We start from the raw sequence: 26,642 nt of genomic DNA on the forward strand, positions 1-26,642 counted from the left end.
CTCCCCGTCGCCCCGGACACGCTCCGTGGGACGGCGGGGAGGGCGCCGCCGCCGCGTCGTCCTCGACCCCGGATCCCCCCCCACCGTGACCGCTCCCCGCCGCTCCTCCGTCGCCGCCCTCGCGGCCGCGACGCTCCTGGCCGTCCCGTCGTTCGCGCACGCCGACGCGCCGGTCGTCGGGGCGTCGGACCCGGCGGCGATCCCCGGCCGCTACGTCGTCGTCCTGCGCGCCGACGCCGACGCGGCGGCGCGCGACGCGGCCGCCCAGGTGGCGCGCGCCCGCGGCGGATCGGTCGCCCGCACGTACGGCCGCGCGCTGCGCGGGTTCGCCGGCACGCTGCCGGCCGCCGCGCTCCGCGACGTGCGCAAGGATCGGAACGTCGCGTACGTCGAGGCGGACCGCACGCTGCGCGCGAGCGCGACGCAGACCTCCGCCCCGTGGGGCCTGGACCGCCTGGACCAGCGGGCCCTGCCCCTCGACGGCGCCTTCACGACCGCGGCGACCGGGGCCGGCGTCACCGCCTACGTCCTCGACACCGGCATCCGCGCCAGCCACGCGGACTTCGGCGGCCGCGTCACCTCCGGCTTCTCGGCGATCGCCGACGGGCGCGGCACGGACGACTGCCAGGGGCACGGCACCCACGTCGCCGGCACCATCGGCGGCCGCACCGCCGGCGTCGCGAAGGGCGTCGCCCTGCGCGCCGTGCGCGTGCTCGGCTGCGACGGCACGGGGACGACCTCGGGCGTCGTCGCCGGCGTCGACTGGGTCACCGCGGACCACCCGGCCGGCACGCCGGCCGTCGCGAACATGAGCCTGGGCGGCGGGACGTCGCGGGCCCTGGACGACGCGGTCGCCCGCTCGATCGCCGACGGCGTCACGTACGCGATCGCCGCCGGCAACGACGGCGCGGACGCCTGCGCGTCGTCGCCCGGCCGGCTGCCCGCCGCGATCACGGTCGGCGCCACCGGGCGCACGGACGCGCGCGCCCCGTTCTCCAACGCGGGCGCCTGCCTGGACCTGTTCGCGCCCGGCGCCGGCATCCTCTCGGACTGGAACGCCAGCGACACCGCGACCGCCACCCTGAGCGGCACGTCGATGGCCGCCCCGCACGTCGCCGGCGCCGCCGCGCTGCTGCTGCAGGCCACGCCGTCGGCGACCCCGGCCGCCGTCCGCGACGCGCTCGTCGCCCGCGCCACGCCGGGCGTGGTGACCGACGCCGGCGCCGGCTCGCCGACCGCGCTGCTCTACGCCGGCGCCGCGGCGACCCCGCCGGCGACCCCGGCGCCCGCTCCGGCGCCGGAGCCCGCTCCGACCCCCGCGCCCGCTCCCGCCCCGGACCCCGCGCCCGCGCCCGCGCCGGCCCCCGCCCCCGATCCCGATCCGGATCCCGTCGCCGTCGACGTGCTGACGAACGGCGGCTTCGAGGCCGGGAGCGCCGGCTGGGCCGCCGACCGCGGCGTCCTGCTGCGCGACCCCGCCGGCTCGCGCAGCGGCGCCTGGCACGCCCGCCTGGGCGGCCGCGGCCGCCTGAGCACCGGCATCCTGGCGCAGACCGTGACGATCCCCCGGGACGGGGAGCTGGCGCTGTGGCTGCGCGTCGACACGGCGGAGGCGACGGCGCGATCCCGCCGCCTGCGGGCGCGCGCCGCCCGCCGGGCCCGCTCGCGCGCCGCGAAGGCCGCCACGGCGGGGCGCGACACCCTGCGGGTGCAGCTCGTCTCCGGGCGCACCGTCGTCACGCTCGCGACGTTCGACGAGACCGACCGGGGCGGCTACGCGCCGCACGTCGTCGACCTGGCGGACTTCGCCGGCCGCCGTGTCGTCCTGCGCTTCGTCGTGCGGGAGAACCAGGGCAAGGCGACGAGCTTCCGGCTCGACGACCTGCGCCTGACGGGGTTCTAGGCGACGGCGTTCGGACCGGGTCGCACGGGCGTCCCGGAGCCACGCCGGCCCGGGCGCCCGGGCCGGCCGGCGTCGCGTCCTCGCGGGGCCGGCCGGGCTCGCGTCCCGACGGGGGACGGGGCCGGCCGAGGGTCGCGGCCTAGCGGGCGCGGCCCACGCCCAGTGCCGCCGCCCCGCCCAGGCGCCCCACGAGCGGCGCCGCCGCCGGCACGCGGACCGCCGTCCGCAGCGCGGCGTACCCGAGCGCGCCGCCGAGGCCGTTCGCGATCAGGTCGTTGACGTCCGTGCTGCGGCCGTTGCCGAGGAGCACCGTGCACGCGAGCTGCAGCAGCTCGATGCCGAGGCTGACGGCGACCGCGACGAGCGCCGCCGTCCGGACGCTCGTCGCCAGGCGGAGCGGCCCGAGCAGCACGCCGAGCGGCAGGAACAGCACGACGTTGAGCGTGAAGGAGCGGGCGTCGGCGGTCACGAGCGGCACGAGGTCGAGCGTGCTCGTCCACGGCGACTGCGAGGCGTAGCGCCCGATGACCACGTCGAGCGGCAGCAGCGTGGCGCCGACGAGCGCCGCGGCGTACAGCGCGCAGGCGGCGGTGACGACCCGGCGCGAGGCCGGCGGCAGCCCGGACAGGCGCCGCCACGCCAGGGCGGCGGCGCCGAGGGCGACGACCGCGAGCACGGGTGGGGCGGGGACGGAGAAGCGGATGTCGGTCATGGGGCCTCGGTGGTGACGCGGCGTCGGACGACGCCGCGATCCCATCGTGCGGACCGGCTCCTGCACCCACATCGGCCGCGCGTCGCAACCCGACCGCGCGCGTCTCCGTCCCGAGGAGGACGCGAGGGCCGACCGTGCGGGCCTCAGGCGGAGGGGAGGGGATTCGAACCCCTGGACCGGTTCCCCGGCCTCCAGTTTTCAAGACTGGCGCAATCGTCCACTCTGCCACCCCTCCGCGGGCGCAGGGCGCGCCTCACACCCTAGTCACGCCGCCCGGCGGGCGCGCCCGTCCCCGTTGGCGCCTGGACGCTCGTCCAGAACGCCGTGCACCGACCGTGGACGCGCGGCCCCGCGGCGCTGGGCGCCGGGGAGGAGGAGCCGGCGTTCCGACGAGACCTTGGAGCGGACCGGGCGGACGGGGCCGGTCGGACGGGACGGGACGGGACCGGAGGAGAGGACCTGCGGGCGAGGCCGGTCAGACGGGACGGGACCGGAGGAGAGGACCTGCGGGCGAGGCCGGTCGGACGGGACGGACGGGACCGGAGGAGAGGACCTGCGGGCGAGGCCGGTCAGACGGGACGGACGGGACGGACCGGACGCGACCGGCGGACGGGCCCGGGCCGGCGGACCGGGCGGGACGGACCGGGCGGGACCGGCTGGGACCGGGCGGGCGGCCGGGACGACGGCGTCGCCGTCGAGGACGGCGCGCCCGCCGGCAGACCGACGAGCGCTCGAGGATGGCGAGACCGACTCGGACGGGCGCGAACGCCAAGGGGCTGGGCAGCGCGGCGGCGGGCACGGAAGCCGAGGCGGGTTCCTGCCGGGCGATGCGGATCGCGACGGCGGCTTCCGCGCACGGTGAAGCGGTCTCCGCGCACGGTGAGGCGGCGTCGGCGCACGGTGAGGCGGCTTCCGCGCACGGTGAGGCGCCGGGCGCGGGTGAGGCGGAATGTCTGTAGATAGCAGCGTCGATCCGCCTCACCCGCGCCCCACGCCTCACCCCGACGTCGATCCGCCTCACCCGCGCCCCACGCCCCACCCTGACGTCGATCCGCCTCACCCGCGCCCCACGCCCCACCCCGACGTCGATCCGCCTCACCCGCGCCCCACGCCTCACCCCGACGTCGATCCGCCTCACCCGCGCACCACGCCCCCCCCGGTGCCCCGTCTCCCGGCGGGGACGCCTGGCCGCTCCCCGCGTCTTCGCGCACGTTCGGCGCGGGCGCCGACCGCGCCGGCTGCGCCTCCGCACCGGGCTCGACTTTCGGCGTTGGGCTGCGCCTCCGCACCGGGCTCGGCTTTCGGCGCCGGGCTGCGCCTTCCGCACCGAGCTCGGACTTCGGCAGCGGGCTCGGCCGACCGCGCCGGGCTGCGCCTTCCGCACCGAGCTCGGCCGTCCGCGCCGAGCTGCGCCGACCACGCCGCGGCCCTCGGGCCCCCCGGCGCGGGCCCTGGCTCCCTCAGCCGAAGATCGCCAGGTGCAGCAGGCCGGCGCCGAAGCCGAGCACGGCGCCGTGGAGGAAGAGCAGCCACTCGTCCTCCTTCATCGCGGTGCGCAGCATCTCGACGAAGTCCTCGGGCGGCATCGCCCGCAGGCGGTCGCGGATCAGGGTGCGGATCCGCTCGCCCTGCACCCGGTTGAACTCCGGGTCCAGCAGCGGGGTCATCGTGTACTGGACGGCCTCGACCGCCACGGAATCGCGGACGGCGTCGTACGAGCGGCCGCCCATCACCAGGCGCACCGCGGTGCGCGCCGGCCCGATCGCGCGGTCGACCGCGGGGCGCAGCGCCGTCTCGAGCATCAGGCGCGTGCGGTCTGAGCGCGGGCCGTGCAGCAGCTCGTCGCCGATCGCGGCGAGCGTCAGGACCTCCTCCGAGATCACGCCGGCGTAGACGTCGGCGGCCTCGCGCTGGCGTCGCAGGAACAGGCCCTGCAGGCGGATCCCCAGGATCCGGCGCGGCCGGGCGGGCTCGAAGATCATCCAGATGCCGACGAGGTTCGTCGCCCAGCCGACGAACGTGCCGAGCACCGGCAGCACCAGCCAGAAGTGCACCAGCTCGGTCAGGACGACGACGGGGAAGCCGAGCAGGAACGCGAAGACGAAGCCGAAGTTCACCATGAACCGCAGCTCCTTCCGCCCGACCTCCTGGAAGATGCGGTTGGACAGCTCGGGCCGCCGCTCCAGGTGCCGGATGACCATGAGCTTCACGTCGAGCAGCTGGTCGATGTGCTCGCCGATCTCGTCCGTGATCTCGCGGATGATGTCCGGCAGCTGGGCGCGGACGCGCGCGTGGACCGTCTCGCGCACCTGCGGCGGCAGGTCGTGCCACAGCCGCGGGTGCTCGCGCTCCATGATCCGCTCGACGAGGGGCCGCAGCTCGGGCCCCACGGACGCGACCATGTGCTCGGCGATCTTGTCCGGCTCGAGCTGGCGGTAGAAGTCGGCGGCGCTGCCGAGCTTGCTGATGCCCTTGTCGACCGCGATCGAGCCCATCTTCGCCGCGCGCGACGGGATGATCCCCTGCCAGCCGACGCCGCCGTGCATCACGCCCGGGATCTCCTGCACCTTGCGCGGCAGCAGCCGGACGAGGATCCACAGGCCGGGGACCTTCACCCCCTTGAACTCCAAGGGGTTGAAGAGCATCCAGACGGCGGTCCAGTTCGTGATCCAGCCGATGGCCCCCATGAACAGCGGGACCGTGATGAGCTCCTGCAGCCCGATCTCGAGCCCCAGCACGTGGAAGGTCGTGGCCAAAGGCAGGAGCGCCGCGATCATGGACCGCTCGTCCCCGCGGCGGCCGGCCCGCGGTCGCCGGGCAGCACGGCGGCGCAGAAGTCCTCGCCGAAGGGCGTCAGGCCGATGGAACGCCGGACCACGCGCGCGGCGCGGCCGGCGCGGCGCATCGCGTCCTTGACCTCGGGCTGCGCTTCGAGGACCTGGTAGGCGCGCAGGTCGTGCAGCTCCTCGTGGGAGAACCACACGAGGCCCAGGCGGAAGAGGTTGTTCAGGTAGGCCGGCACGCGCTCGACGTAGCGGCAGCCCGCCTCCGCGCCGATGACGGTGAGCCCGGCGGCCACGAGCTCGGAGCCGATGCGCAGCGGCCGCCCGGTGCGGACGTCGACGGCGGGCTGCGCGCCCTTCGTCGCCATCAGGCGCAGGATCCGCGCCTCGTCGGGCGACAGCTCGTCGAGGATGCGGCCGTACGCCGGGTGGGTGTCCTCGGTGAAGTCGACGTCCGCCGCGCGCGCGAGCAGCCCGGCGCCGCGCTCCTGCAGCACCTCGGTGGCCGCCCGCCCGTCCTCGTCCCCCGCCGCGGGGCGGGTGCGGCCGGCGGCGCGCCCCGCCTCGGTCTCGGCGGCGGCGCGCTCGGGCACCAGGCGGTCCAGGCGCTCCTCGACGTCCTCGACGCCCAGCAGCTGCCGGGCGCTGCGGCGGGCCTGCTTGGCGCCGCCCTCGACGGCCCGCAGCGCCAGCCCGCCGAAGGGCAGCCGCCGCGCGACGCCCACCCCGGTGCGCACGCCCTGCTCGGCGCCCCACGCCGCGGCGCGCAGGCCAGTGCTCGCCGCGATCCGGACGAGGCCCGGCACGGCGTCGAGCGCCCCCTCGGCGGGGCGGTCGCGCAGCGGGTCGTGGTCGGGATCGGGCGGGGTGGCGATGCGGGCGATCGTAGGCGAATCCGACGCGCGGTCGCAACCAGGGGCGCCGCGGGCCGTCCGGCGCGCCCGGCGACCCCGTCCGGCGGCGGCGCGGGCACCCGTCCGGGCCCGTCCTCACGCGGTCGTCCGGTCCGGGGCGTACCGTCGTCGGCCCGATGCGGTTGCTGCACACCGCCGACTGGCACCTCGGACGCCTCCTCCACCGGGTGCCCCTGCTCGACGCCCAGCGGGCCGTCCTGGACGGCCTGGTCGCCCTCGCGCGCGCCGAGGAGGTCGACGCGATCCTGCTCGCCGGCGACGTCTTCGACCGCGCGCTGCCGCCCGTGGAGGCGGTGCAGGTGGCCGGCGACGCGCTGCGCCGGCTGGCCGAGGTGGCGCCGGTGATCGCGATCTCGGGCAACCACGACTCGGCCGGGCGCCTGGGCTTCGCGGCCGAGCTGATCGCCGCCGGCGGCGTGCACCTGCGGACCGAGCCGCTGCGCGCCGGCGAGCCCGTCGTGCTGGAGGACGAGCACGGTCCCGTCGCCGTCTACGCGCTGCCGTACCTGGACCCCGACCTGACGCGGGAGCCGCTCGGGGTCGCCGAGCGCTCGCACGAGGCGGTGCTGGGCGCCGCGATGGCCCGCGTGCGCGCGGACCTGGCCCGCCGCGACGGCCACCGCGCCGTCGTCGTCGCGCACGCGTTCGTGCAGGGCGGCGAGGCGTCGGAGTCCGAGCGCGACATCTCCGTCGGCGGCGCGCAGACCGTGCCGGCCAGCGTGTTCGACGGCGTGGCGTACGCGGCGCTCGGGCACCTGCACCGGCCGCACGCCGTCACGGGCGGGGCCGGGGCGGCCGCCGCCCCGGCCGGCGGCCGCGAGGGCGCGGACGCCGACCCGGGCCTGGCCGCGGGGGACGCGGGCGACGGGCCCGCCCGGGGCGACGCGTCGCCCCCCGGCGCGTCCGCCCCCGCGGACGAGGCCGGGGAGGCAGCCGCGCTCGGCGGCCTGTTCGCCGCGCTCGCCGAGGAGGAGCCCCCGCCGCCGCCGGCCCCCACCCCGGTGCCGCCGGCCGCCGGGCCGCGGCCCGTCGTCCGCTACGCGGGCTCGCCCCTCGCCTACTCGTTCACCGAGGCCGACGCCGCGAAGAGCACCGCGATCGTCGACCTGGGCCCCGACGGGGTACGCGACGTCCGGCTCGTCCCCGTCCCGTCTCCCTTCCGCCTGGTGCGCCTGCGCGGCGAGCTCGAGGCGCTGCTGGACGATCCCGCCCACGCGGAGCACGAGACCGAGGACGCCTGGCTCGAGGTGACGCTGACCGACGCCCGCCTGCCGGCCCGGCCGATGGAGCGCCTGCGCCGGCGGTTCCCCCGCGTGCTCGTCCTGCAGCACGCCCCCGAGGGCGAGCTGGCCCCGGCCACCGTCGCCGCCGCGCGCGTGCAGGGTCGCAGCGACCTCGAGGTGCTCGAGCGGTTCGTGGCCGACGCCCGCGGCGCGGCGCCCACCGACGACGAGCGGCCGCTGCTGCGCGACGCCGTCGAGCGCGTGGCCCGGCGGAGCGAGGAGGACTGACGTGCGCCTGCACCGCCTGCAGCTCGACGCCTTCGGGCCCTTCGCGGGGCACGAGGAGGTCGACTTCGACGCGCTCTCCGACTCGGGGCTCTTCCTGCTCTCGGGGCCGACGGGCGCCGGCAAGACGAGCGTGCTCGACGCCGTCTGCTTCGCCCTCTTCGGCGAGGTCCCCGGACCGCGCGGCGACGCGCAGCGGCTGGCGAGCGACCACCGCGACCCCGGCACCCAGCCGCGGGTGACGCTCGAGGCGACGGTCGGCGGCCGCCGGATCCGCGTGACGCGCGTCCCCGCGCACCTGCGCCCGCCGAAGCGCGGCGGCGGCGACCCCGTCGCCGAGCCGGCGTCCGCGGTCCTCGAGCTGCAGGACGCCGACGGGTCGTGGCGCGCCGTCGCCGCGAAGGTGCCCGAGGTGCGGCGCGAGCTCGACCCGCTGCTCGGCATGACCGCGGAGCAGTTCCTGCAGGTCGTGATGCTGCCGCAGGGCGCCTTCGCGACCTTCCTGCGCGCCGACGCGAAGGCGCGCCAGCAGGTGCTCGAGCGGCTCTTCGACGCCGGCCGCTTCTCGCGCATCGAGCTGTGGCTGCAGGACCGCGCGCGCGAGGCGCGGACGGCGCTGGAGCAGGCGCAGATCGAGACGGACAACGCGCTCTCGGAGGGCTGCGGCGCGTGGGCGGCCCCCGGGCCGGCGCCCGTCCTGCGCTCGGGCGCCGCCGTCGAGGAGGTCGAGGCGTGGCTGGCCGCCGAGCGCGACCGGCTGGCCCAGGAGAAGGCGGACGCGGACCGCGCGCGCGACGAGGCGACCGCGGCGCTGCGCGCCGTCGAGGCCGAGCGCGACGAGGCGCGCGGCTGCGCCGAGCGGCAGCGTCGCCGGCGCGAGGCCGAGGCGCAGCTGGCCGCCCTGGCCGGCGAGGAGGCCGCGCACGCGGAGCGGGTCGCCCGCCTGGAGGCGCACCGCCGCGCCGCGCCGTTGCGCGGCTACCTCGACGGGGTCAGCGCCGCGCGCGCCCGCGCGCAGGACACCGAGCGGACGATGGCGAAGGCGCGCGCCTGGATCGACGCGCTCGAGGACGACGCGCTGTCCGCCGACCCCGAGACGTGGGCGGCCGGCGCCCGCCGCCGTGCGGACGACGCCGCGGCGCTGCGCGAGCTCGTCGACCTGGAGGCCGCCCTGCCGCGGCGGGCCGGCGAGCTGGGGCGGCTGCGCGACGCCGCGGCCGACGCCGAGCGCCAGGCCGGCGAGATCGACGCGCGGCTGGCCGATGCCGAGGGTGCGCTCGCCGGGCTGGAGGAGCGGCGCTCGGCCGCGGCGGCCGCCGCCGAGGAGGCTGCCCGGCTGGCCGAGCGGGCCGCGACGGCCGCGGGCTGCGCCGAGGCGGGCGGCCGGCGCGACGCGCTCGCCGCGAAGGTCGCGCGGGCCGAGGACGCCGTCCGGTCCGCGGTCGACGCGCACCAGGCCGCCACCGAGCGGGTGCAGGCCCTGCGCCAGCAGCGCCTGGACGGCTACGCCGCCGAGCTCGCGGCGGGCCTGGCGGCGGGCGAGGCGTGCCCGGTCTGCGGCGCCACGGAGCACCCCGCCCCGGCCGTCCCCGGCGACGGGCACGTCACCGCGGACGAGGAGCGCGCGGCGGCCGCCGCGGCCGACCGCGCCCGCGCGGCGCGCGAGGACGCCGAGCGCCGCCTGGGCGACCTGCGCGCCGACCTGGCGGCCGCCCGCCATGCCGCCGGCGAGGGCACGACGGAGGAGCTGCGCCGCCACGCCGACGAGCTGGCGGGCCGCCTGCGCGCCGCCCGCGCGGCCGCCGCGGACGGCGAGCGCGCCGCCGCCGAGCGCCGCTCGCTCGAGGAGCGGCTGGCCGCCGACCGTCGGCGCGCGCAGGCGGCCCGCGAGACCGCGGCGAAGCGCGGCGCCGAGGCCGCGGCGCTCGACGCCGAGCTCGAGCGTCTGCGCGCCCGGATCGCGGAGGAGCGGCGGGGCTTTCCGGACGTCGCCTCGCGGGTGCGCACGGCGACGCACGAGGCGACGTACCTGCAGAAGGCGACGGACGCCCACGCGCAGTTCCAGGCCGCTCGCGCCGCGCACGCGGAGGCCGAGGCGGCCCTGGCCGCGGCGCTCGCCGAGCACGGCGTCGAGGATCCGTCGGCGGTCGCCGGCGCGATCCTCATGCCCCGCGACGTGGCCGCGCTCGAGGCCGACGTCCGGCGCCACGACGAGACGCGCTCCGCCGCCCGGGCCGTCCTCGACGAGCCCGAGATCGCCGCGACGCCGCTCGAGCCCGCCGTCGACCTGACCGCGGTCGAGGCCCGGCGCGCCGAGGCCGCCCGGCGGGCCGAGGCCGCGGCCGGCGAGGCCGCGTCGATCGGCCGCTGCGCGCAGAGCGAGGCCGAGCGCCGCGCCGACCTGCAGGAGCGCCTGGCCGCCCTCGGACCGCTGACCGCCGCCGCGGACCGCGCGAAGGAGCTGTCCGAGCTGGCACGCGGCGGCGCCGGCAACCGGCGCCGCATCCAGCTCTCCTCGTGGGTGCTCGCCGCGCGCCTGGAGCAGGTGGCGGCCGCCGCGACGACGCACCTGCTGCGGATGTCCGCCGGTCGCTACGCCCTCGTGCTGCACGAGGAGGCCGCCAGCGGGCGCGGCAAGGGCAACGCCGGCCTGGGTCTGCGGGTGCGGGACGGCTGGACCGGCGAGGAGCGCGACACGAGCACGCTCTCGGGCGGCGAGTCGTTCTTCGCCTCGCTCGCGCTGGCCCTCGGCCTGGCCGAGACGGTCAGCGCCGAGGCCGGCGGCCTGGACCTGGCCACGCTCTTCATCGACGAGGGCTTCGGCACGCTCGACGAGCAGACGCTGGACGAGGTGCTTGCCGTGCTGGACGGCCTGCGCGACGGCGGCCGGGCCGTCGGCATCGTCTCGCACGTGCCCGAGCTGAAGCAGCGCGTGCCGATGCAGCTCGTCGTCGAGAAGGCCCGCGAGGGCTCGACGCTGCGGCAGGGCACGGCCGCCGCCGGCTGACCCGGGCCGGGCGCGACCGGGCCCGCCAGCGCGGCTGGGCGGCGCGGCCGCGGCCGGACGGCGCGGCCGCGGCCGGACGCGCGGGACCGGACGGGGCGCCGCGCGGGGCCGGACGGCGCGCCCGGCCCCGTGCGGGTCAGCCGGCGCTGACCAGCCCGATCGGGCAGCTGACGCCGGTCTCGCCGTGGCCGCAGTAGCCGTTGGGGACCTTGTGCAGGTACGCCTGGTGCTCGGGCTCGGCGTAGAAGAACGGGATCGCGCCGCCGAGGAGGGCGCCGCCGAACGCGCCGGGCCCCTCCCCCGCCTGCCGGATCTCGGTCGTGATCGCGCCGTGGCCCGCCTCGGCCAGCACGCGGCCGTAGTTCGTCCGCGACAGCTCGGCCTGCTCGAGCTGGTCGGGCGTCGTCGGGTAGATCGCCGAGCGGTACTGGGTGCCTACGTCGTTGCCCTGGCGCATGCCCTGCGTCGGGTCGTGGTTCTCCCAGAACGTCCGCAGGATCTCCTCGAAGCGGATCTGCTCCGGGTCCCAGACGACGAGCACCGCCTCGGTGTGGTTCGTCCCGCCGGTGCAGACCTCGCCGTAGCTGGGGTTCGGCGTGTCGCCGCCCTGGTAGCCCACGGCCGTCACGAGCACGCCCGGCGTCCGCCAGAACGTGCGCTCCGCGCCCCAGAAGCAGCCCATGCCGAAGAACGCGTGCTGGCTGCCCGCGGGGAAGGGCGGCACGATCGGGCGCCCGAGCACCGGATGGTCGCCCTCGATCGGCATCAGGGCGTCGCGGCCCGGCAGGGTCTCGGCCGGGTCCAGGAGCGTGTCGGGCTTGCTGCGGAAGAACATCTGATCCTCGTGTCGAAGGAGGGGCTCTTCGAGCGTAGCGAGCGCGTCAACCGGCTCCGGAGGGCGCGTTCGCCGCCCCTCGCGCGCCGCGCGACGCCGGTTCGCGCGTCCGCTCCGACGACCGACCCGAGGACCTGCGAACGGCGGAGCGACCGGCCGGCCGGCGGCCCCGGGAACGCCCGCCGGTGGGGCGGCCCGCGCCCGCGTGGACGCCCCCGTGCCGGTCAGCGTGACGATCGGTGGCCGGGCGTGCACCGAGGGCGTACCATGGCCCCGTGGCGAAGGTCATCCGCACCCCGAAGCTCAGCGCCCCGATGCCGGCGCTCAAGCCGCGCCTGCGCGGCGTCCTGCACCAGTGGGCCGCGTGCGTCGCCGCCCTGGCCGGCGCGTACCTCGTGCTCTCGGCCCCCAACGCCGAGGCGCGCGTCGCGTCCGCGGTCTACGCGGTGTCGATCGTCGGCCTGTTCACGGTCTCCGCGATCTACCACCGGGTCAACTGGACGAAGCCGTCGGCCCGGCAGTGGATGCGCCGCCTGGACCACTCCATGATCTTCGTGATGGTCGCCGGCACGGTGACCCCGATCGCGGCCCTCGTCCTCGACGGCGCGATGCGCACCCTGGTGCTCTCCGTCGCCTGGGGCCTGGCCGGCGTCGGCATCACGCTCAAGCTCGCGTGGATCGGCGCGCCGAAGTGGGTCTCCGCCGCGATCTACCTCGGCATGGGCTGGGCCGGCATGGCGATCTTCCCCAAGCTGGTCGGCGACCTCGGCATCTGGCCGGCGGTGGGCCTGCTCGGCGGCGGGCTGCTGTACACGGTCGGCGCCGTCATCTACGCGACGAAGAAGCCCGACCCGCTGCCGCGGATCTTCGGGTACCACGAGATCTTCCACGCGCTCGTCATCGTCGCGGCGATCGCGCACTTCCTCGTCGTCGCGCTCGCCGTCGTTCCCCACGCGTAGGGGGCCGACCGCGATCGCGCGCGCGGGCCGCTAGACTCGGCCCGGCGCGGAGCGATGGCCGAGTGGCTTAAGGCGCTCGCCTGCTAAGCGAGTTGGGGGTTGAAAGCTCCCTCCGGGGTTCGAATCCCCGTCGCTCCGCCTGACCGAAGCCCCCGTCCCCGACGGGGGCTTCGTCGCTTCCGGGATCGCAGGACGGTCAGGCCGCGGCGGACAGAGCGCGCAGCAGCGCGGCGGCGTCGGTCACGCGGTGGCGCTCGTCGGCCGGCACGGTCGCCGCGATGACCTCGGCCAGCCGGTCCTCGCGCCGCTCCCCCGCGAGGGCGGCCCGGCCCGCCGCGGTGACGTCGAGCACCGTCTTGCGGCCGTCGGACGGGTGCGGGCGCCCCGCGACCATGCCCGCGTCGAGCAGGCCGCCGACGGTGCGCGCCATGGACTGCGGCCGCACCCCCGCGGCGGCGGCGAGCTCGCTCGTCGTCCGCGGCCCCTCCCGGTCGAGGACGCCGAGGGCGGCGAGCTGCGGCAGCGGCACGGCACCCTCCGCCCGCACCGTCCGCACCAGCCCCCCGATGGCCAGGCGCAGCTCGTGGGCGAGGGCGGCGGGATCGTCGGGGGCGGCCATGCGCCCAGCCTACCGCAGATCGACAGCAAGACTGTTCAGTTGTGCTGTACAGTTGCCGGCGGCCCCATCTGCCCCGAGGAGTCCCATGCCCGTCACCCACCTGACCCCCGAACCCGCGCTCGTCCTCGTCGACCTGCAGGCCGGCATCACCGCGATGCCCCTCGCCCACCCCGCGGACGGGGTCGTGGCCCGCGCCGCCGCGCTGGCCGCGACCTTCCGGGAACGGCGCCTGCCCGTCGTGCTCGTCACGGTGGCGTTCTCGCCCGACGGCAGCGACGCGCTGCGCCCGCCCGTGGACGCCGCCCCGCCGGCCGCGTCGCCCGGCCCGGACTTCGCCGCCCTCCGGCCCGAGCTCGGCGCGACGGACGGCGACCTGCGCATCGTCAAGCGCCAGTGGGACGCGTTCTTCGGGACCGAGCTCGACCTGCAGCTGCGGCGCCGCGGCGTGCGCAGCGTCGTGCTGGCCGGCATCGCGACGTCGATCGGCGTCGAGAGCACGGCCCGGTCCGCGTACTCGCTCGGGTACGAGGTCGTCGTCGCGTCGGACGCCGTCACGGACACGCAGCCCCTCGCCCACGCGAACAGCCTGGAGCGGATCTTCCCGCGCCTGGGCCGCGTCGACACGACGGACGCCGTCCTGGCGGCGCTCGGGCAGGCGTAGGCCGCCGCCGCAGGCACCGCCCGCCCGGCGGCGCGCCCCGTCCGCCCGCGGCACGTGCCGCGGGCGGGCGCTCCCGTCAGCCGACGCGGACCTCGACGCCCTCCACGCTGTCGTCGAACGCCCACAGGCCGCGGATCGCCGCCACCCCGGCGAGCGGGAACGGGTAGCTCCAGGCGACGTCCTGCCGCCCCGCGACCGTCCAGTACGCGGCCTCGCCCTTGTACGGGCACACGGTCCGCAGGCCGGATCCGGGCCCCGCCGGCGCCTGGACGTCGACGGCCGGAACGTACGCGCGCGGCGGCAGGCCGGTCTCGGCGACCAGGACGGCGTTCGTCGTGCGGGCGACGATCTCGCCGTCGATCAGCACCTCGACGGGCCGCGACGTCGGGTACGCGTCGACGCGGTGGTACGGGTCGCGCAGGCCGCCCGTCACCTGCTCGTCCTCCACGAACCACGCCTCGACGTGCTGCGGGTCCAGTGCGGCCAGCCCGCGCAGCCACGGCGCGGCGGGCAGCGGGTCCTCGTACGCCCAGACGGCGTCGGGCACGGTGCGGCCGCCGACGGTCAGGGACCAGTACGAGGCGTCGCCCTTGAAGGGGCAGTGCGTGCGCGTGTCGGTGCGCTCGAGCGCCTCGACGCGGAAGTCGCCCGTGGGCGCGTAGAGCCGCGGCGGCAGCCCCGTCTCGTGGAGCAGCTGCGCCGCGACCGTGTCGAGGACGATCGCGCCGCCGACCGACGCGCGCACGCGCAGGCCGTAGGGCTGCAGGAAGAGCCGGTGCTTCGGGCTCGATCCCTGCAGGTCGAAGTTGAACGCGCCGTCGGTGCGGCCGAGCGGCCCGGTGCCGAGCGTGAGGGTCATGCCCCCAGCGTGGCACGGCGGCGGGCGGACGTTGGCGGCCCGGGCGCATCGGGCCGCGCCGGCGGCGGTCGCCGGGAGCGGGGCCGCCGACGTGCGCGCCGGATCGGCGCCCGGCGAGGGTGCCGGGCGCGGGCCCGGCCGGCGGCCTACGCCGCGACCAGGGCCTGCTCGGGGTCGCGGCCCTCGGCCAGGGCCTGGGCGGCGCGCCACTCGGCGCGGCGGCGCTCGGCGGCGTCGACGGCCTCGCGCAGCAGCATCAGCTCCTGCGTGGGCATCTCGACGAGGGTGTCGTGCCCGGGGGCGGCCGGGCGGGCGGCCTCGGCGGGGGCCTCGCCGCCGTAGCGGAGGATCAGCGAGATCGCGACGGAGCACAGGACGACGGTCACGAGGTTCGCGACGCCGAGCACCATCGCGCCGAGGCCGACGAGGTTGACGTACGCGAGGCACAGGTTCGTCAGCGCGCCCATGGCCCAGCCGATCGGGCTCTGGCCGGCCGCGGTGCGGGACCGCGCCATGCGGGAGATCTGCGGGAGGTTGGCGCCGAGGCCGAAGACCACGGCGACGGTGGAGAGGACGGAGATCAGGATCATCTGCGGCGTGTCTCTGGGTGGTGATGTGCGTGGAGCTGCGCACGGGTCCGTGCCGGCCGCCGTCCGCCCCTCCGTGGATGGCGGACGCGGACGAGCACGCCGACGCCCCCGCGACCGCGACGCGTTCCGTGCGTCGGCGGTGCGGGGCCGTCCGTCCCTCCGGGCTTCGCCGGTGCTGTGACCGGACGCCGCGCCGCGGAGGGCAGCCCCTGCGCTCATTCCAAGGTATCGGCGGCGATCCGTCCCGCAAGAGGGGTCGGACGGTGAACCCGGTCACACGCTGACCGCGGTCCGCTTGGCGGATCTCCCCTGTACGGCGCACGATCGGCCGGCCACGGCGGTGAATCGGCGGCGCGTCGAGCGGGGCCGGACGCCCCGGTCCGCTTCGCCCGCCGGCCCCGGCGGGCGCTCCCGTGGCCAAGCGCACGCAGCCCGCCCTGCATCCGGGCCCGTCCGCGCGACGAGCCGACACGTTTCCGGCCGGCCCGCTACAGTTCTCTCTCGTTGCGCCCGTAGCTCAGCTGGATAGAGCGTCGGTCTACGGAACCGAAGGTCATAGGTTCGAATCCTATCGGGCGCGCCTTCTAGAACCCCCGCGTTTGCGGGGGTTTTGTCGTTTCCGGGGCTGTCGGCCCGAGCGCCCCGGCGGTCGTGGGTACCGAGCGTGGGTACCAAACGCCCCCTTGAGCGCTCCGACTCCGCCTCCTCCGCGTTGCCTCCGCCGGGTCGACGAGGCGCCCGCCGGCCCGGCCGATGCTGTCCCGCCCTACCCCGGGGTCCCCGGGGGGGAGGGGGCCGGGATCTGGGACTCCTGATCTGCGGCAGGTTCCCTTTTCTCCCCCTGGCGTCGAGCTTGCTCCTCGCGTTGGCGGCGTCGGGTATGGCGCTGTTCTGCTGAGTGAGCCGGCGTGTCGATGTTTGGCATAACGCGTGACCGGACTCGTACGGGCGTCTGCGATGCACGCCCTTAGGCCGTGTGCGTCGTACATTGACGCGCATGTTTCGTCGCGTTGGCGCCGTCGCGCTCTCGGTCGTGGGTGCTGCTCTCGCATCGGCGGCGGCCGCTGAGGCGCGGGTGGTGTCGATCCCGTCTGGCGACTTCGGAACTACAGATGCCCTCGAGGTTGTGGTCCGTCCGCGGTCGGCGCCTCCGGTCGGCTGGCATTACGAACTCGCGTTGCTGATGGACAACGCGGACGAGGACGACGAGGGGTGCGCGTACTACGACTCGGTGAACTCGTTCTTCGGCCGGCGGCCGTTCTCGGTCGAGTATTCGCCCGAAGCGGCCGCGCTGACGTCCGGAGCTGCAGAGTGGTGCCTTGGTACCGGCCGCGTTGTCCTGTTCCGGCAGAAGAACCGCACGACGTCAGACCGGTACCTGCGCATCGTCGCGAAGTCGCGACAGTTCGTGGTCGTCCCGTCGGACTACTGACGCGGCTCGCATCCGCGTCGTCGGCGGTCCCGTGGTCCTGGGTCACGGACCCTGCCGCCGCAGGCCGTGACGCGCGGCTCGGGCGGCGGCTTCGGCGTCGCCGTCTTGACGAGCAGATCGACGAGCGCCTCGGCGCGCTGTCGTCCGCGACGCTCTTCCTCGTCGGCGATTTCGCGTAGCGCCTGGATGGCGTCACAGCCGGCGCACAGGCCGGCGAGTGCGAGGGCGGGGTCGCGGCCTCGAGGGTAGCCGGGGCGGGGCCTGCGGACGGTAGGTCGTCCGCAGGCGGTGCACCGCGGGCCGTCGAACGGATCGTTCACGGCACCCATGCATCGAGTGCCCGCATGGAGAAGAGAAGCCGGCGTCCCATGCGAAAGGCGCCGGGAATTTCTCCGCGGTTCGCGAGGTCGTAGACCGTGCTCTTCGCCAAGCCGAAGATCTCGGCGACTTGCGCGGCGGTGCAGATGTCGTCGCGGGTGAGTCTCTGTGGCGGGGCGGACGAGCGTGGCCCGAGGGACCGCGGAGCCGGCTGGCCGGTCATACGGCCTCCCCCCTGCGCCGCGGCTCCTGGCCGCGTTCTCGGCACCAGCGCTCGTAGGTTCGATCTACCGCGGCCCGGGTCGCGTCGTCAATCCAGATGGTGGCGCGTCCGTCGGTCCAGTATCCGTCGCGGTTCAGGCGCCAGTTCGGGTTGAGCCATCGGCTGTCGTGCCGCGCGGCGCCCGGTCGCCGACGCGATGCCGACGACCGACCCTTCTTGCCGTTGACGACAGCGTCGAGCTGCGTCGTGGTGACCCCGAGCTTCCTCGCTGCCTCCTCGATCGTGAGCTCCGTCATGCGGCTGCCCTCCCGTCGTCCCCGCTATGGGAGGGATGGGAGCTTTGGGAGGAAAGGGAGCGAAGGGTTGCGGCGTCTTCGTCGGAATCGTCGACGGCGGCCCAGACCTCGGCAGGCCGGCCGCCACCGCCCGGGCGGAACTCCACACTGTCCGCGAGGCCAGCAGCGCGGAGCTTCTCGAGCGCGTCTTTGATGCGGGCGGCCGGCACGCTGTTGGAGCCGACGACTTCGCGGATCTCGGTGCGCGTCAACACGCCGGTTCCGCGGCCCTTCGCATCGCGGAGGGCGGCGAGTAGCCGCTCCGCGAGCGGATCGCCGGTCCGCTCCCCGTAGAGCTCCGCCCATGTCGCCGCCGCGCGGGTCCAGATCGCGAACGCCGCGTTGAGATGAATGTGTCGGACGTGGTCGTCTCGGTCGCCGAGAGCTAGAACGAGCGCGAGTCGTTGAACGTGCGCGATGCCCCGCGCCTGTAGCGCGCCGGCGAGAAACGGCCGTTCTGGCGCGAGGCGGTAGTACAGCTCCGCCCACAGGCCGCGAGCGACCGGGTCGAGTTCGACGCACCCCACGCTGTGGCCGTGCTCAACCGCAGCCGCCACCTCGGCCGCTGCTTCGTTCCGCCGGTCGCGAGCCAGCAGAGAGCGCGGCGGGCCGAAGGGTTGCAGCGGCCCGCGACGCACCATGATGGGCAGGAACCGGTTGAGGAACCCGTTCTCGATCGCGTTGCTGTCCGCGACGCGCTGGAGTTCGGTCGGCGTGATGTGCCCGACGAGCGACAGATTCGCGCCTTTGACCCGGAGGGGACGCTGCCGCGACATCGACGCCGCCTGGTCGCTGTCCCACAGCTCTCGGACGAGGTGAGAGAGCGTGGCTCCGTCGCGTCGTGACGAGGCCATCACGCGTCCGAACTCCGGCTCGATGGCCAGCAGCGATCGCCCTGTGACGGGCAATGGCGGTCCATCTTCGTCGGGGTCACGCGGTTCGCCGCCGAGCGCGGCCAGGAGCCCTTCGCCGGACACGAGGCCGCCGACGATGCCCTCGTCGCTCCAGGCGGGGAGTGCTTGGCGAAGGAGTCGGCTCGCGATCCGTTCGGACGCTCCCTTGCCGCTGCCGGTCCCTCCGACGGCGAGCACGAAGAGTCGTGCGGGAGTGTGGTGGCTGGACCAGTCGCTGTGGGCGTGCGGTCCGACGGCGGCGCCAACGCCGGCCATCAGATGCAGCAGGACGACGGCGGGGTCGGCTTCGGTGTGGGCCGTGAGGTCCTGGGCGATGCCGCCGAGGACCGTCTGGAAGACCACGTCGGGCAGCGGGGCCGTGGCGGCGGTCATCGTCCCGCCTCCTTGCGCCTCGGGATGGGGCGTACTGCGACGACCCGGTCGTGTGCGAAGCGGTCGAGGATGAAGCCGGCGGGCGTCGCCGGGGACGGCACGCGCACCTCGAGCCCTACCGGGGTGCGACGCGGCGATGCCACGAAGCAGCTGACGGTGCGGTCGCTGCCCCGGCGAAGGGTCTTCAGCACGACCTCGTGCGTCACGTTCATCGCGCACCCCCAGAGGTGCCCGGGAACGCCGACGTAGCCCGCGAGAAACGGCAGAAACGCCCCCAGAGGACCCCCCAGCGTGTCGCAGGCGGGGCGGCTGTAGCACCGCATGGACTGGCTGGGTCGCCGTCCGCGGACGCAAGACGTCGTTGGCGTCCTGGTCCTGAGCGTCGTCGGTCGCGGCGGGCCCGGGAGGTGCCACGAGTCGTCGTCCGCATGCCGACGGCGCACGTCAGGGTGGACAACGGCGCACGCAGCCGATGCTTCGCCTTCTCGGCGGCGAGGATGCCGATGCCTCGTGCACGGTGCCTGGCTGCGCGCTGACGCCGACGCTGCTGCATCGCGAGGATGTCAGCGCCGCTGCCGTCGGTCGGTTCGTCCGCGATGGACGCCGCAAGGCGTGCGATGTGCGCGGCCTCGTCAGGCGTCAGTGCGAGCAGGGGCTCGACGGCATGGGCAGCGCGGTCGGCGGCGTCGATGCGGCGGCGCACCGTCTCATCGGTGAAGTACGTCGGCGGCAGTGTTGCCACCACGTCGGGGTGGGACCGGTGCCGGCGGCTCGCCGGGCGGGTCCGTGGGGATGTCACTGATGTGTTCCTTGGTCGACTGCTGAAGAACGGAGGTGTCGCTAGACCCTCGCGCTCCCCATTGAACCACCGCCCCAGGCGGCCAGAACGCAAATGAGCCCCGCCGAGGGGGCGGGGCTCATCGCAGCGACGCGGTTCTTCAAGCCGACAAAGCGAATGTAGCGAGTCGACCCGATAGCACCCGAACCACCAGTTTCTCGCTGGACGCTCGCGTACCTACCAGCCGTCGCTGCCCCAGCTGCTACCGCCCCAAGACGAGCCCCCCCAACCGCCCGAGTCGGCGCGCTTTCGCGGCTTCCTCGTCTTCTTGTCCACCGTGCCGCCAACCTGTTTCTCGGTCGCCGCCTCCGCGGCGTTCAATACCGACGTAGCCGGCCGCCTGCGCAGCGGCATCAGCTGGTCAAGGAGACGGTCGATGTCGTCGTACCCGGCTGCGTCCGCCCTCCGGCGGTCGTTGCGCTCCACCGAGTCCTTCTGCTTGTACGGCATCGGCTGCGGGTCAAACAGCAGCGACGTGTCCGTCAGCTTGCCCTTCCGGCCGTTCACCAGATCGTTCGCGACGCGGTACGGGAACAGCGACCCCAGGAACCGGTTCGCGATCACGCGCCCCTGATCCGCCACCGTCAGCGGGTTGTCCTTCGAGTCAACGGCGCCCTGCGCGTTCGACAGCGCCCGCTTCGTGAACAGGTTCGTCTGGAACTGCGACTCCAGGATGCCCTTCAGCAGCGGCGTGTACAGGTTCGTCGCGCCGCCGAGACCTTCGCTCGTCACCTCGAACACCGGGCCCGTCAGCGGGTTCATCCACCGGCCGTCAAGCACTTCGAGCTTCGACCCGTTCGCCATCAGCGCCAGACCGGGCAGCATCTCCGGAATGTCGCCCTCGCGGCCCACCTGCTTGAGGTAGTCGCGCAACATCCGCTCCTTCTCCCGACCCGACGCGCCCGACAGCGACAGCATCGCCGCGAACGTGAACGGATGGTGCACCGGCAGTTCGTAGAACAGCAGCCGCGTCGAATGCCGCGCGAATCCGTAGAACGGGATGATCGACCGGGCGATCCGCTGCTCGTTCTGGGTGTAGTTCGCGTAGTCGCCCAGCCAGCGCGTCATCCCGTCCGCGGCGTCCTCGACCATCCGCCGGAACTCCGCGGTGCGTGCGAGCTCGGCCAGCTCGTCCTCGGGCAGCTCGAGCGCCCGCGCGAGCGGACCCATCCGCTTCGCCTGCTCCGTGGTGCCCTTGGCGACCTTGTCCGCCCACGCCTTCGCCGGCCGACGCGACATGCGGGCGTCCTCCGCCGCAAGGGCGAGGGTGCGCGCGAGGCGGTCCTGCCAGGCATCGAACGCGAGATTCGCGTCACGGGTCAACCGGAACGGCGTCGTCGCGGTCTTGCCTGCCGACCGTGCCGCCTGCGACGCCGTGCCTGCCGCGCCGGCGGAGCGCCGCGGTGCGATGAAGTAGTCGCGGGCAGACGCGCCGAACAGGCCGCCCCACGTGTGCACCAGCTGCCCCTCGAACCGGCGAGCGTCCAGATCCACCGACCCCTTCCGCTCCGTCCTCACCGCGTCGAGCGACCGCGACCGGACACCTAGAACGTCTTGGACGTCGTCAAACTGGTCGGGCTTGAGCTTGGCGGCCTGCCGGTACGCCTTCAGATTCCGCCACATCACCGGATCGACCCACCGGCCACCGACCGCGATCAGCGTCACCGGCACGTTCTGGACCGCCTGCCGAAACCCGTACGTCGGCATCGACGCCAAGATCAGCTGTGACTGCAGCCCCGTGAACTTCTGGCCTGCCCGCGTGGCGCGGGTGATCGACTCAGCGCCCCCACGCTTCATCTCCCCCATCGCGTCCTTCGGGATCACGAAGAACCGATCCGTCGTCTTCCAGTTGACCGAGCGGACGTCCTTCAGCGGGACAAGCTCCCCCTCGGGAATGCCACCAACCTCGCCGTCGTCCGGGACGTCGACCGTGTCGCGCTCGAGACGCTTCGGCGCCCACGCCACCCAGTCCTGCTCGTCGATCAGCTGCTTCCGAGCCGCGTTGTCCCACTCCTTCAGCGTGAAGCCCTTCCCGCTGTTCCTGGCCCACTCCGGCACGAGATCCTGGAACAGCTCGTTGACCATCCGCCACTGCACGGACCGCTTGATCGACTCCTGGATACCCAGCTCGTACGCTCGGTCCGACGTGTCCCGGAACCCCTTGAGAAACAGCGACAGATTGGACTTCTTCGGCCCGGCGACCGCGCCTCGCTCGGCGCCGCCGCCCGAGAACTGACTCGCGACGCCAGCCGTCGAGTTCCGGCGGTGCTTGACGAACACAGGGTCCGGGGTGCCAAGCCCCTGCGCCCGAGCCGCGTTCTCCGTCGCCGTCGCGAACCGGTCCGCCTCAACCGTCCGCGCGCGATCCAGAACGTCCGCCGGCACCTTCCGGTTCATCGGCCGCGACCCCACGAGCTGCTGCACTGCCCGCGCCTCCGCCGCCAGCTCCCGCGAACGACGCGCATCCCGACGCCCCGACCGGGCGCGCTTCAGCTCGCGGCCGATGTCCTCGAGCGCCTTACGTGGCGTCACCTGCTCGAGCCGGTCGATCGCCGAACGCCGCGGCACGTACGCCTCACGCGTCCCGACAAGCTCACCGAGCGGCGCGTACCGGCGCGCCTTCTGCGTCGACGGTCGCACCGACTCGCCCGCGACGCGCTCCACCGCGGGGCGGCGCTGCTGCTCGTACGCCACGAACTCCCGCAGTCGCGGCGTCAGCACCGCATCGGGGTCGGCCTCCAGCTGGTCCCTCAGCTCCCGCAGCTGCACCAGCTCGTCCACGTTCGGGTCGTTCACCAGCGGCGCGTACTGCGCGGCATACGCGCCGGGGTCCGCAACCTGCGCCTCGCGACGCTCGCGGGTGATCATCGCGACGCGCCGGTCGATCGCCTTGATCGACGCCTGCGCGTCCAGCGGGTTGATCGTCCCCTCAAGCGCATGGACTGCCGCGCGCTGCTCCATCGGCCTAAGCGCCCGGAACCGCCGGCCCGCATCACGGGTCAGCTTCGTCGACAGCCGGTCCATCCGCCGGAACGCCGTCGACTGGATACGCGACACCTGTTTGCGCGCCGCACGGTTCCGGGCACCCTTGCGCAGCGGGACGACCTGGCCCTCGTCGGGGACCATGCCTCGGACGCCAGACACCAGCTGGCGCAGCAGCTGGATGCGCTCGCCTTCCTTCTTTTCCTTCCTGGTCCTGCCCGCGGGCAGCGTCTGGCGGCCCTCCCGCGTCTGCTCAAGCTGCCTCGTCACGCGCCGCGACCGCGCCCGGTCCACCGTCCGCTGCACCACCAGCCCCGGCAGGTTCCCCGCCTTCCGCTGCGGCTTCGCCCTGTTCGGCGCGACCAACAGATCAGGGCGCGGGGCATCCGTGAACCGCGACACCGCGTTCGCCGCACGGTTCGCCCTGGACCCCTCACGTGTCGTCTTCGCGACCGCCCGAGACGCACCCGACACCGCCCGCGCACCACCACCCGTGTTGAACGTGCCGATCACGTCCACGACCTCCGGGGCGATGCCCTCCTTCTTCAGCCGCTCCCGGAACTCCTCGTTGCGGCCCTCCACCAACGGCCCGTACCGTCGCTTGTAGTCCGCCAGGATGCCCTTCCCCGCCCCCGCCGGGTCCTTCGCCGCCTGGATCACCCCCGCCGGGATGTCCTTCACCATCTTCGCCAGATCACCCGGCAGCCGGCCCACCTGGCCCGGGTCGTCCTTGACGACCTTCGCGACCTCCACCGACGTCGCGACCGGCAGCAACGCAGCGCGAGGCAGATCCGACGCGATACCCGCCCGCACCTGCCGGCCTCCACCGCCAGGGATCGCGCCGCTACTCGACCGGCGAAGCGACTTGCTGATCCCCTCCACGCTCTCCGCCGCCAGATTGACCGCGCCGCCACCCAGATCCTTCAGCGTCTCGCCGGCCTTCGCGCCCGTCAGCGACCCCAAGATCTCCTGCAGCGCCGACGTCTTCGGCTTCACCCGGCCAAACGGCTTCGTGAACCCGCCGATCGCCTCCGACAGCCGCTGCATCTGCACCGCAGCGTCATGACGCTTGTTCGCCGCATCCGTCTTCGTCTCGCGATCCTGCGACTGCTGCGCACGCCGATAGTGAACCGCCAGGATCTCGCGATCGTTATCCGACGCCCGACCCTTCGCGGCACGCCGCTCCGCCGCCGCAACGGCACGCTGTCGCTCCGCCCGCGTCTTGCCGGTGTACTGCCGGACGACCTGGCCGCGCACCACGCGGGTGCGCTCACGCTGCCCGACCGCCTTCGCCTCACGGTCGCTCTTGCCCTGCGCCCGTGCGGACCCCTCCGCCACCGACCCCGTGACCGTCCCCAGGACATTCCCGAGGAACCCCGCATCCGGCTTCGAGCCGGCCGGCGGCCGCTTCCTCGGCTTCCCGCGCTGCGACAGCGACGACCCGCGACGCCCGCCGCCCTTCCCATCGGCCTGCATCAGCGACCCCCCAGGGCGTCGGTGATCGCACCAACGACCGCGTCGGTGGCGTTGCCGGTGAAGCCGCCGCGCTTCGGCGCCGCCTTCCATCGCGCCCACTTCGACGGCGGGTTCCGGCCATACATTGCCTTGTACGCCCGGATGGTGTTCGGCCGCAGACCGCCGTACGCCAGATCGGACAGCAGCTGCCGCGCGAACCGGTCGTTCACGCCGAGGTTGTCCGCCAGCAGCTTCCGGAACTCCGACGGGTTCTTGGCCTTCCGGCGGGCGTTCGACAGATCGCCCGCTTCGGTGATCTGGTCGACGCGCTTGATGAAGCCGCGGCGTTGCCGATCGTCCGGCGTCAGCTTCGCCTTGTCCTTCGCGTCCTTCTCGCGCTGCCGCCGGCGCTCCTTCTCCGCCGCCTGGTCGGCGCGCAACTGCGTCAGCTCGCGCTGCGCCTCGAGCCGCTTGTCCGTGTCCTCGGACCGCGCGTCACGCGTCAGCTGCGCCTCCTTCGCCCGGAACGCGCGGTCAGTCGCCTTCTCCTTCGCCGACGCCTTGATCTTCGCGGCCTCCGTCGCCACGTCCGCCGCGGCCTTCTGCTGGTTGAGGCCGAGCGTGTTGACCGCCAGCTCCGTCTGCGCACCCTGCTGCCGCAGATTCAGCAGCGTCGAGATGTAGTCCTCCTGCGCCGACGACACCGCCTTCGACCGGCCCTGGTTCAGGTCGCGAAGCTGGTTGTTCAACTGCGCCGACAGCGAACCCTGACGCTCCGCGCCCTGCTGCGCCGACGCCGCAGCGATCTCCCTGAGCCGCTGATTCCCCGCCTCGCCCGCCGCGGTCTGCGCATCCAGCGAGATCTGGGAACCCGACAGACCACGCGCCTTCGCGGTCGCCTGCTCCTGCGCCAGCTGCGCCGCCGCACCACCATCCAGCCCGGCACCACGCACCTGCGCGTCACGCTCCATCGTGGCCCGTGCGTCACCGGCCGCCTGGTCGATGCCCTGCTGCTGCATCGACGCCGCCGCCAGCATCTGGTTGCGGGCGTTCTGCTGCGAACTCTGCGCGTTGGCGGCCTGCTGCGCGATCAGGTTTTGCAGCGCCTGAGACCCCGCCGCCTGCCGGTCCGACTGCACACGGTTGCGGGCCGTCGTCTGCTGCTCCTGCCGGTCGAACTCCTGCATCACCGGCGCCTGCCGCGCCGCCACCAGCGACCGGGCGAACTCCAGCGCAGCGTCCCCCGACAGCGGCTTCAACGGGTTCTCGAGCGCCCCCGACAGCACCGCGTCACGCGCAGCGGTCCGCGACGGGTCATGCCACGGCTTCTGGGCGGCCTGTGCCTTTCCGGACCCGCCCGTCCCCTTCGGCTTCTTCGGTGCGGCAGGCTTCTTCGGTGCCATCACCGGCGCCGACACCGGCCGCGGCTTCTTCAGCTTCGACGTCTTGATCGGAACCGCCGGCGCACCAAACACCCACTTTGCGTTCCCGGCCATCGTCAGTCCTCTCGATCCCGCCGGAGACCGTCGAATGCATCGACACCGTCATAGGCGAGGCGCGCGCCTGCCAACCGCCCGACGCCCGCGCGGTCTCGTGCCGCAGGGTGCATTCGGATGGCCCACGGCGGAAGCGGCCACGTCTCGCCCATGGATTCGCGGTCGTCGGGCTCAAGCGCGCGAGCCATCGAGACGAGTGCGTAGAGATTTGCCGTCTCGTCCCGCTCGAGTGCAGGCAGCAGCGACGTCACGTCGAGGTCGCCGAGCGTCAGGTTCAGCAGCTCCTGGACAGCCGACGCTAGGAGGTCGACGCGCTGGCGGGTGCGATGCAGCGTCTCCTTGATGAAGTCGGCCTCGTCGAACTCCCCAGTCGAGTTCGTCGGCGTGTTGGGCGGTTGGGCGTCAGCCATGCCCTCCAGTCCACCGATCGTCGCAAGAGATGACGCATTTCTCGGGCGTCGGGCTACGTTCGGCCGGTGCCTGAAACGGAGACCATCGACGACGACGCGGACGTCCGGTACCGCGAGGACATCACAGGATACCCTCGCCCACTCCGCGGCCGGGTGCGAAAGGTCGAACAGCAGGTGGCCCTCGTTGCGACGAAGCGCATTCGTGACACCACCAGGGCTGCGTCGTGCCTGATGCCTGAGACGTTGGAGCTCGAGGTTAAGCAACTCGGCGCCATGCGCGGCTTGCTCCGGTACGGCTACGCCGGCGTCGGCAACCTCCGTGAGCTGTACGTCTCAATCGCCGCGACGGCAATCATCTGTGCCGAAGCAGCTGACCGCCCGCCGTACCTCGCTGACCGGGCGCCGCAGCCGCCGGCCGCCTTCTTTGGCGACGGTTCGTTCGACTGGCGGGCGGCAGCGAGACGCCGCTGAGGTGGCCGAACCGCCACTTGCCACCGATCCGTCAACGGCGAGCAGG

20 protein-coding genes and 3 tRNA genes are annotated in these 26,642 nt (G+C 74.7%); 10 read left to right on the top strand and 13 right to left on the bottom strand.

All coding sequences use genetic code 11. The features are described from left to right. Nucleotides 1-85 precede the first annotated feature (85 nt). On the top strand, nucleotides 86-1,903 hold the full coding sequence (locus tag J3P29_RS15590; protein ID WP_210494839.1) for a S8 family peptidase: 1,818 nt from the start codon (nucleotides 86-88) through the stop codon (nucleotides 1,901-1,903). A 139-nt stretch (nucleotides 1,904-2,042) separates the two neighbouring features. Here J3P29_RS15590 and J3P29_RS15595 read toward each other — a convergent pair whose 3' ends face one another. The 4 genes from J3P29_RS15595 to J3P29_RS20885 form a co-directional block, all read right to left on the bottom strand. Continuing rightward, the gene (locus J3P29_RS15595; protein WP_210494841.1) at nucleotides 2,043-2,615 is read right to left on the bottom strand and encodes a VanZ family protein; all 573 of its coding nucleotides are present in this window, start codon (nucleotides 2,613-2,615) and stop codon (nucleotides 2,043-2,045) included. Between the two features lie 148 nt (nucleotides 2,616-2,763). Beyond that, a tRNA-Ser gene (locus tag J3P29_RS15600) sits at nucleotides 2,764-2,850 on the bottom strand. Between the two features lie 1,225 nt (nucleotides 2,851-4,075). Next, nucleotides 4,076-5,392, bottom strand: coding sequence for a hypothetical protein (locus J3P29_RS15605; RefSeq protein WP_246851938.1), 1,317 nt, complete (start codon nucleotides 5,390-5,392; stop codon nucleotides 4,076-4,078). After that, nucleotides 5,389-6,204, bottom strand: coding sequence for a DUF4393 domain-containing protein (locus J3P29_RS20885; protein ID WP_210494843.1), 816 nt, complete (start codon nucleotides 6,202-6,204; stop codon nucleotides 5,389-5,391). The genes J3P29_RS15605 and J3P29_RS20885 overlap by 4 nt, the downstream gene beginning before the upstream one ends. A 224-nt stretch (nucleotides 6,205-6,428) precedes the next feature. Between J3P29_RS20885 and J3P29_RS15615 the strand changes: the two genes are divergently transcribed. Further along, nucleotides 6,429-7,823 carry an exonuclease SbcCD subunit D gene (locus J3P29_RS15615; protein WP_210494845.1) on the top strand — a complete coding sequence of 465 codons (1,395 nt, stop codon included), beginning with the start codon at nucleotides 6,429-6,431 and terminating at the stop codon, nucleotides 7,821-7,823. Between the two features lies 1 nt (nucleotide 7,824). Beyond that, nucleotides 7,825-10,827: an SMC family ATPase gene (locus tag J3P29_RS15620; RefSeq protein ID WP_210494847.1), complete on the top strand. Its 3,003-nt coding sequence runs from the start codon at nucleotides 7,825-7,827 to the stop codon at nucleotides 10,825-10,827. 136 nt (nucleotides 10,828-10,963) lie between these two features. On the opposite strand, the gene msrA is transcribed toward J3P29_RS15620, so the two are convergent. Beyond that, entirely contained in the window at nucleotides 10,964-11,662 is a 699-nt protein-coding gene (gene msrA, locus J3P29_RS15625) for a peptide-methionine (S)-S-oxide reductase MsrA (protein ID WP_210494849.1), read from the bottom strand. Nucleotides 11,663-11,937: 275 nt separating this feature from the next. Here msrA and J3P29_RS15630 point away from each other — a divergent pair, with 275 nt between their 5' ends. Both J3P29_RS15630 and J3P29_RS15635 read left to right on the top strand, forming a co-directional pair. Beyond that, nucleotides 11,938-12,621 (top strand): hemolysin III family protein, encoded by a 684-nt coding sequence (locus J3P29_RS15630; protein ID WP_349239859.1) that lies wholly within the window; start codon nucleotides 11,938-11,940, stop codon nucleotides 12,619-12,621. Nucleotides 12,622-12,669: 48 nt separating this feature from the next. Continuing rightward, nucleotides 12,670-12,759, top strand: a tRNA-Ser gene (locus J3P29_RS15635). Nucleotides 12,760-12,817: 58 nt separating this feature from the next. Here the strand turns inward: J3P29_RS15635 and J3P29_RS15640 are convergent. Next, entirely contained in the window at nucleotides 12,818-13,240 is a 423-nt protein-coding gene (locus tag J3P29_RS15640) for a MarR family transcriptional regulator (RefSeq protein ID WP_210494851.1), read from the bottom strand. A gap of 85 nt (nucleotides 13,241-13,325) precedes the next feature. On the opposite strand from J3P29_RS15640, the gene J3P29_RS15645 reads away from it, so the two are divergent. Continuing rightward, the gene (locus tag J3P29_RS15645; RefSeq protein WP_210494853.1) at nucleotides 13,326-13,901 is read left to right on the top strand and encodes a hydrolase; all 576 of its coding nucleotides are present in this window, start codon (nucleotides 13,326-13,328) and stop codon (nucleotides 13,899-13,901) included. Nucleotides 13,902-13,977: 76 nt separating this feature from the next. Here the strand turns inward: J3P29_RS15645 and J3P29_RS15650 are convergent, their stop codons facing one another. Both J3P29_RS15650 and J3P29_RS15655 read right to left on the bottom strand, forming a co-directional pair. After that, nucleotides 13,978-14,760, bottom strand: a complete 783-nt coding sequence (locus tag J3P29_RS15650) for a DUF427 domain-containing protein (RefSeq protein ID WP_210494855.1) — start codon at nucleotides 14,758-14,760, stop codon at nucleotides 13,978-13,980. A 146-nt stretch (nucleotides 14,761-14,906) separates the two neighbouring features. Beyond that, nucleotides 14,907-15,350: a hypothetical protein gene (locus J3P29_RS15655; RefSeq protein WP_210494857.1), complete on the bottom strand. Its 444-nt coding sequence runs from the start codon at nucleotides 15,348-15,350 to the stop codon at nucleotides 14,907-14,909. Nucleotides 15,351-15,856: 506 nt separating this feature from the next. Between J3P29_RS15655 and J3P29_RS15660 the strand changes: the two genes are divergently transcribed. Together J3P29_RS15660 and J3P29_RS15665 are read left to right on the top strand one after the other, a co-directional pair. Further along, nucleotides 15,857-15,930 (top strand) — tRNA-Arg (locus tag J3P29_RS15660). Between the two features lie 417 nt (nucleotides 15,931-16,347). Then, a complete protein-coding gene (locus J3P29_RS15665) occupies nucleotides 16,348-16,782 on the top strand; it encodes a hypothetical protein (RefSeq protein WP_210494859.1) in 435 nt (144 codons plus the stop codon). A gap of 537 nt (nucleotides 16,783-17,319) precedes the next feature. On the opposite strand, the gene J3P29_RS15675 is transcribed toward J3P29_RS15665, so the two are convergent. Continuing rightward, on the bottom strand, nucleotides 17,320-17,619 hold the full coding sequence (locus J3P29_RS15675; protein WP_210494863.1) for a hypothetical protein: 300 nt from the start codon (nucleotides 17,617-17,619) through the stop codon (nucleotides 17,320-17,322). After that, complete coding sequence (locus J3P29_RS15680) at nucleotides 17,616-18,944, bottom strand: DUF3987 domain-containing protein (RefSeq protein ID WP_210494865.1); 1,329 nt, start codon at nucleotides 18,942-18,944, stop codon at nucleotides 17,616-17,618. The genes J3P29_RS15675 and J3P29_RS15680 overlap by 4 nt, the downstream gene beginning before the upstream one ends. Before the next feature lie 472 nt (nucleotides 18,945-19,416). Between J3P29_RS15680 and J3P29_RS15685 the strand changes: the two genes are divergently transcribed. Further along, nucleotides 19,417-19,746, top strand: a complete 330-nt coding sequence (locus J3P29_RS15685; RefSeq protein ID WP_210494867.1) for a hypothetical protein — start codon at nucleotides 19,417-19,419, stop codon at nucleotides 19,744-19,746. Between the two features lie 213 nt (nucleotides 19,747-19,959). Here J3P29_RS15685 and J3P29_RS15690 read toward each other — a convergent pair whose 3' ends face one another. The 3 genes from J3P29_RS15690 to J3P29_RS15700 are packed head-to-tail and all read right to left on the bottom strand — an operon-like array spanning nucleotide 19,960 to nucleotide 26,125. After that, nucleotides 19,960-24,240 carry a hypothetical protein gene (locus tag J3P29_RS15690; protein ID WP_210494869.1) on the bottom strand — a complete coding sequence of 1,427 codons (4,281 nt, stop codon included), beginning with the start codon at nucleotides 24,238-24,240 and terminating at the stop codon, nucleotides 19,960-19,962. After that, nucleotides 24,240-25,715, bottom strand: a complete 1,476-nt coding sequence (locus tag J3P29_RS15695) for a hypothetical protein (RefSeq protein ID WP_210494871.1) — start codon at nucleotides 25,713-25,715, stop codon at nucleotides 24,240-24,242. Before J3P29_RS15695 ends, J3P29_RS15690 begins: the two co-directional genes overlap by 1 nt. Nucleotides 25,716-25,717: 2 nt before the next feature. Then, nucleotides 25,718-26,125 (bottom strand): hypothetical protein, encoded by a 408-nt coding sequence (locus J3P29_RS15700; protein ID WP_210494873.1) that lies wholly within the window; start codon nucleotides 26,123-26,125, stop codon nucleotides 25,718-25,720. A gap of 66 nt (nucleotides 26,126-26,191) precedes the next feature. Here J3P29_RS15700 and J3P29_RS15705 point away from each other — a divergent pair, with 66 nt between their 5' ends. Then, on the top strand, nucleotides 26,192-26,596 hold the full coding sequence (locus tag J3P29_RS15705; RefSeq protein WP_210494875.1) for a hypothetical protein: 405 nt from the start codon (nucleotides 26,192-26,194) through the stop codon (nucleotides 26,594-26,596). The last annotated feature ends 46 nt before the right edge of the window (nucleotides 26,597-26,642 follow it).

The sequence above is a fragment of the Patulibacter sp. SYSU D01012 genome (assembly GCF_017916475.1).
In the GTDB taxonomy this organism is placed as follows: domain Bacteria; phylum Actinomycetota; class Thermoleophilia; order Solirubrobacterales; family Solirubrobacteraceae; genus Patulibacter.

Bases quoted from the DNA above. Each gene is read 5' to 3' on its own strand.
- J3P29_RS15595 (WP_210494841.1), bottom strand. From the start codon at position 2,615: ATGACCGACATCCGCTTCTCCGTCCCCGCCCCACCCGTGCTCGCGGTC.
- J3P29_RS15680 (WP_210494865.1), bottom strand. From the start codon at position 18,944: ATGACCGCCGCCACGGCCCCGCTGCCCGACGTGGTCTTCCAGACGGTC.
- J3P29_RS15655 (WP_210494857.1), bottom strand. From the start codon at position 15,350: ATGATCCTGATCTCCGTCCTCTCCACCGTCGCCGTGGTCTTCGGCCTC.
- J3P29_RS15645 (WP_210494853.1), top strand. From the start codon at position 13,326: ATGCCCGTCACCCACCTGACCCCCGAACCCGCGCTCGTCCTCGTCGAC.
- J3P29_RS15640 (WP_210494851.1), bottom strand. From the start codon at position 13,240: ATGGCCGCCCCCGACGATCCCGCCGCCCTCGCCCACGAGCTGCGCCTG.
- J3P29_RS15665 (WP_210494859.1), top strand. From the start codon at position 16,348: ATGTTTCGTCGCGTTGGCGCCGTCGCGCTCTCGGTCGTGGGTGCTGCT.
- msrA (WP_210494849.1), bottom strand. From the start codon at position 11,662: ATGTTCTTCCGCAGCAAGCCCGACACGCTCCTGGACCCGGCCGAGACC.
- J3P29_RS15605 (WP_246851938.1), bottom strand. From the start codon at position 5,392: ATGATCGCGGCGCTCCTGCCTTTGGCCACGACCTTCCACGTGCTGGGG.
- J3P29_RS15685 (WP_210494867.1), top strand. From the start codon at position 19,417: ATGCTTCGCCTTCTCGGCGGCGAGGATGCCGATGCCTCGTGCACGGTG.
- J3P29_RS15650 (WP_210494855.1), bottom strand. From the start codon at position 14,760: ATGACCCTCACGCTCGGCACCGGGCCGCTCGGCCGCACCGACGGCGCG.
- J3P29_RS15700 (WP_210494873.1), bottom strand. From the start codon at position 26,125: ATGGCTGACGCCCAACCGCCCAACACGCCGACGAACTCGACTGGGGAG.
- J3P29_RS15695 (WP_210494871.1), bottom strand. From the start codon at position 25,715: ATGGCCGGGAACGCAAAGTGGGTGTTTGGTGCGCCGGCGGTTCCGATC.
- J3P29_RS15690 (WP_210494869.1), bottom strand. From the start codon at position 24,240: ATGCAGGCCGATGGGAAGGGCGGCGGGCGTCGCGGGTCGTCGCTGTCG.
- J3P29_RS15615 (WP_210494845.1), top strand. From the start codon at position 6,429: ATGCGGTTGCTGCACACCGCCGACTGGCACCTCGGACGCCTCCTCCAC.
- J3P29_RS15675 (WP_210494863.1), bottom strand. From the start codon at position 17,619: ATGACGGAGCTCACGATCGAGGAGGCAGCGAGGAAGCTCGGGGTCACC.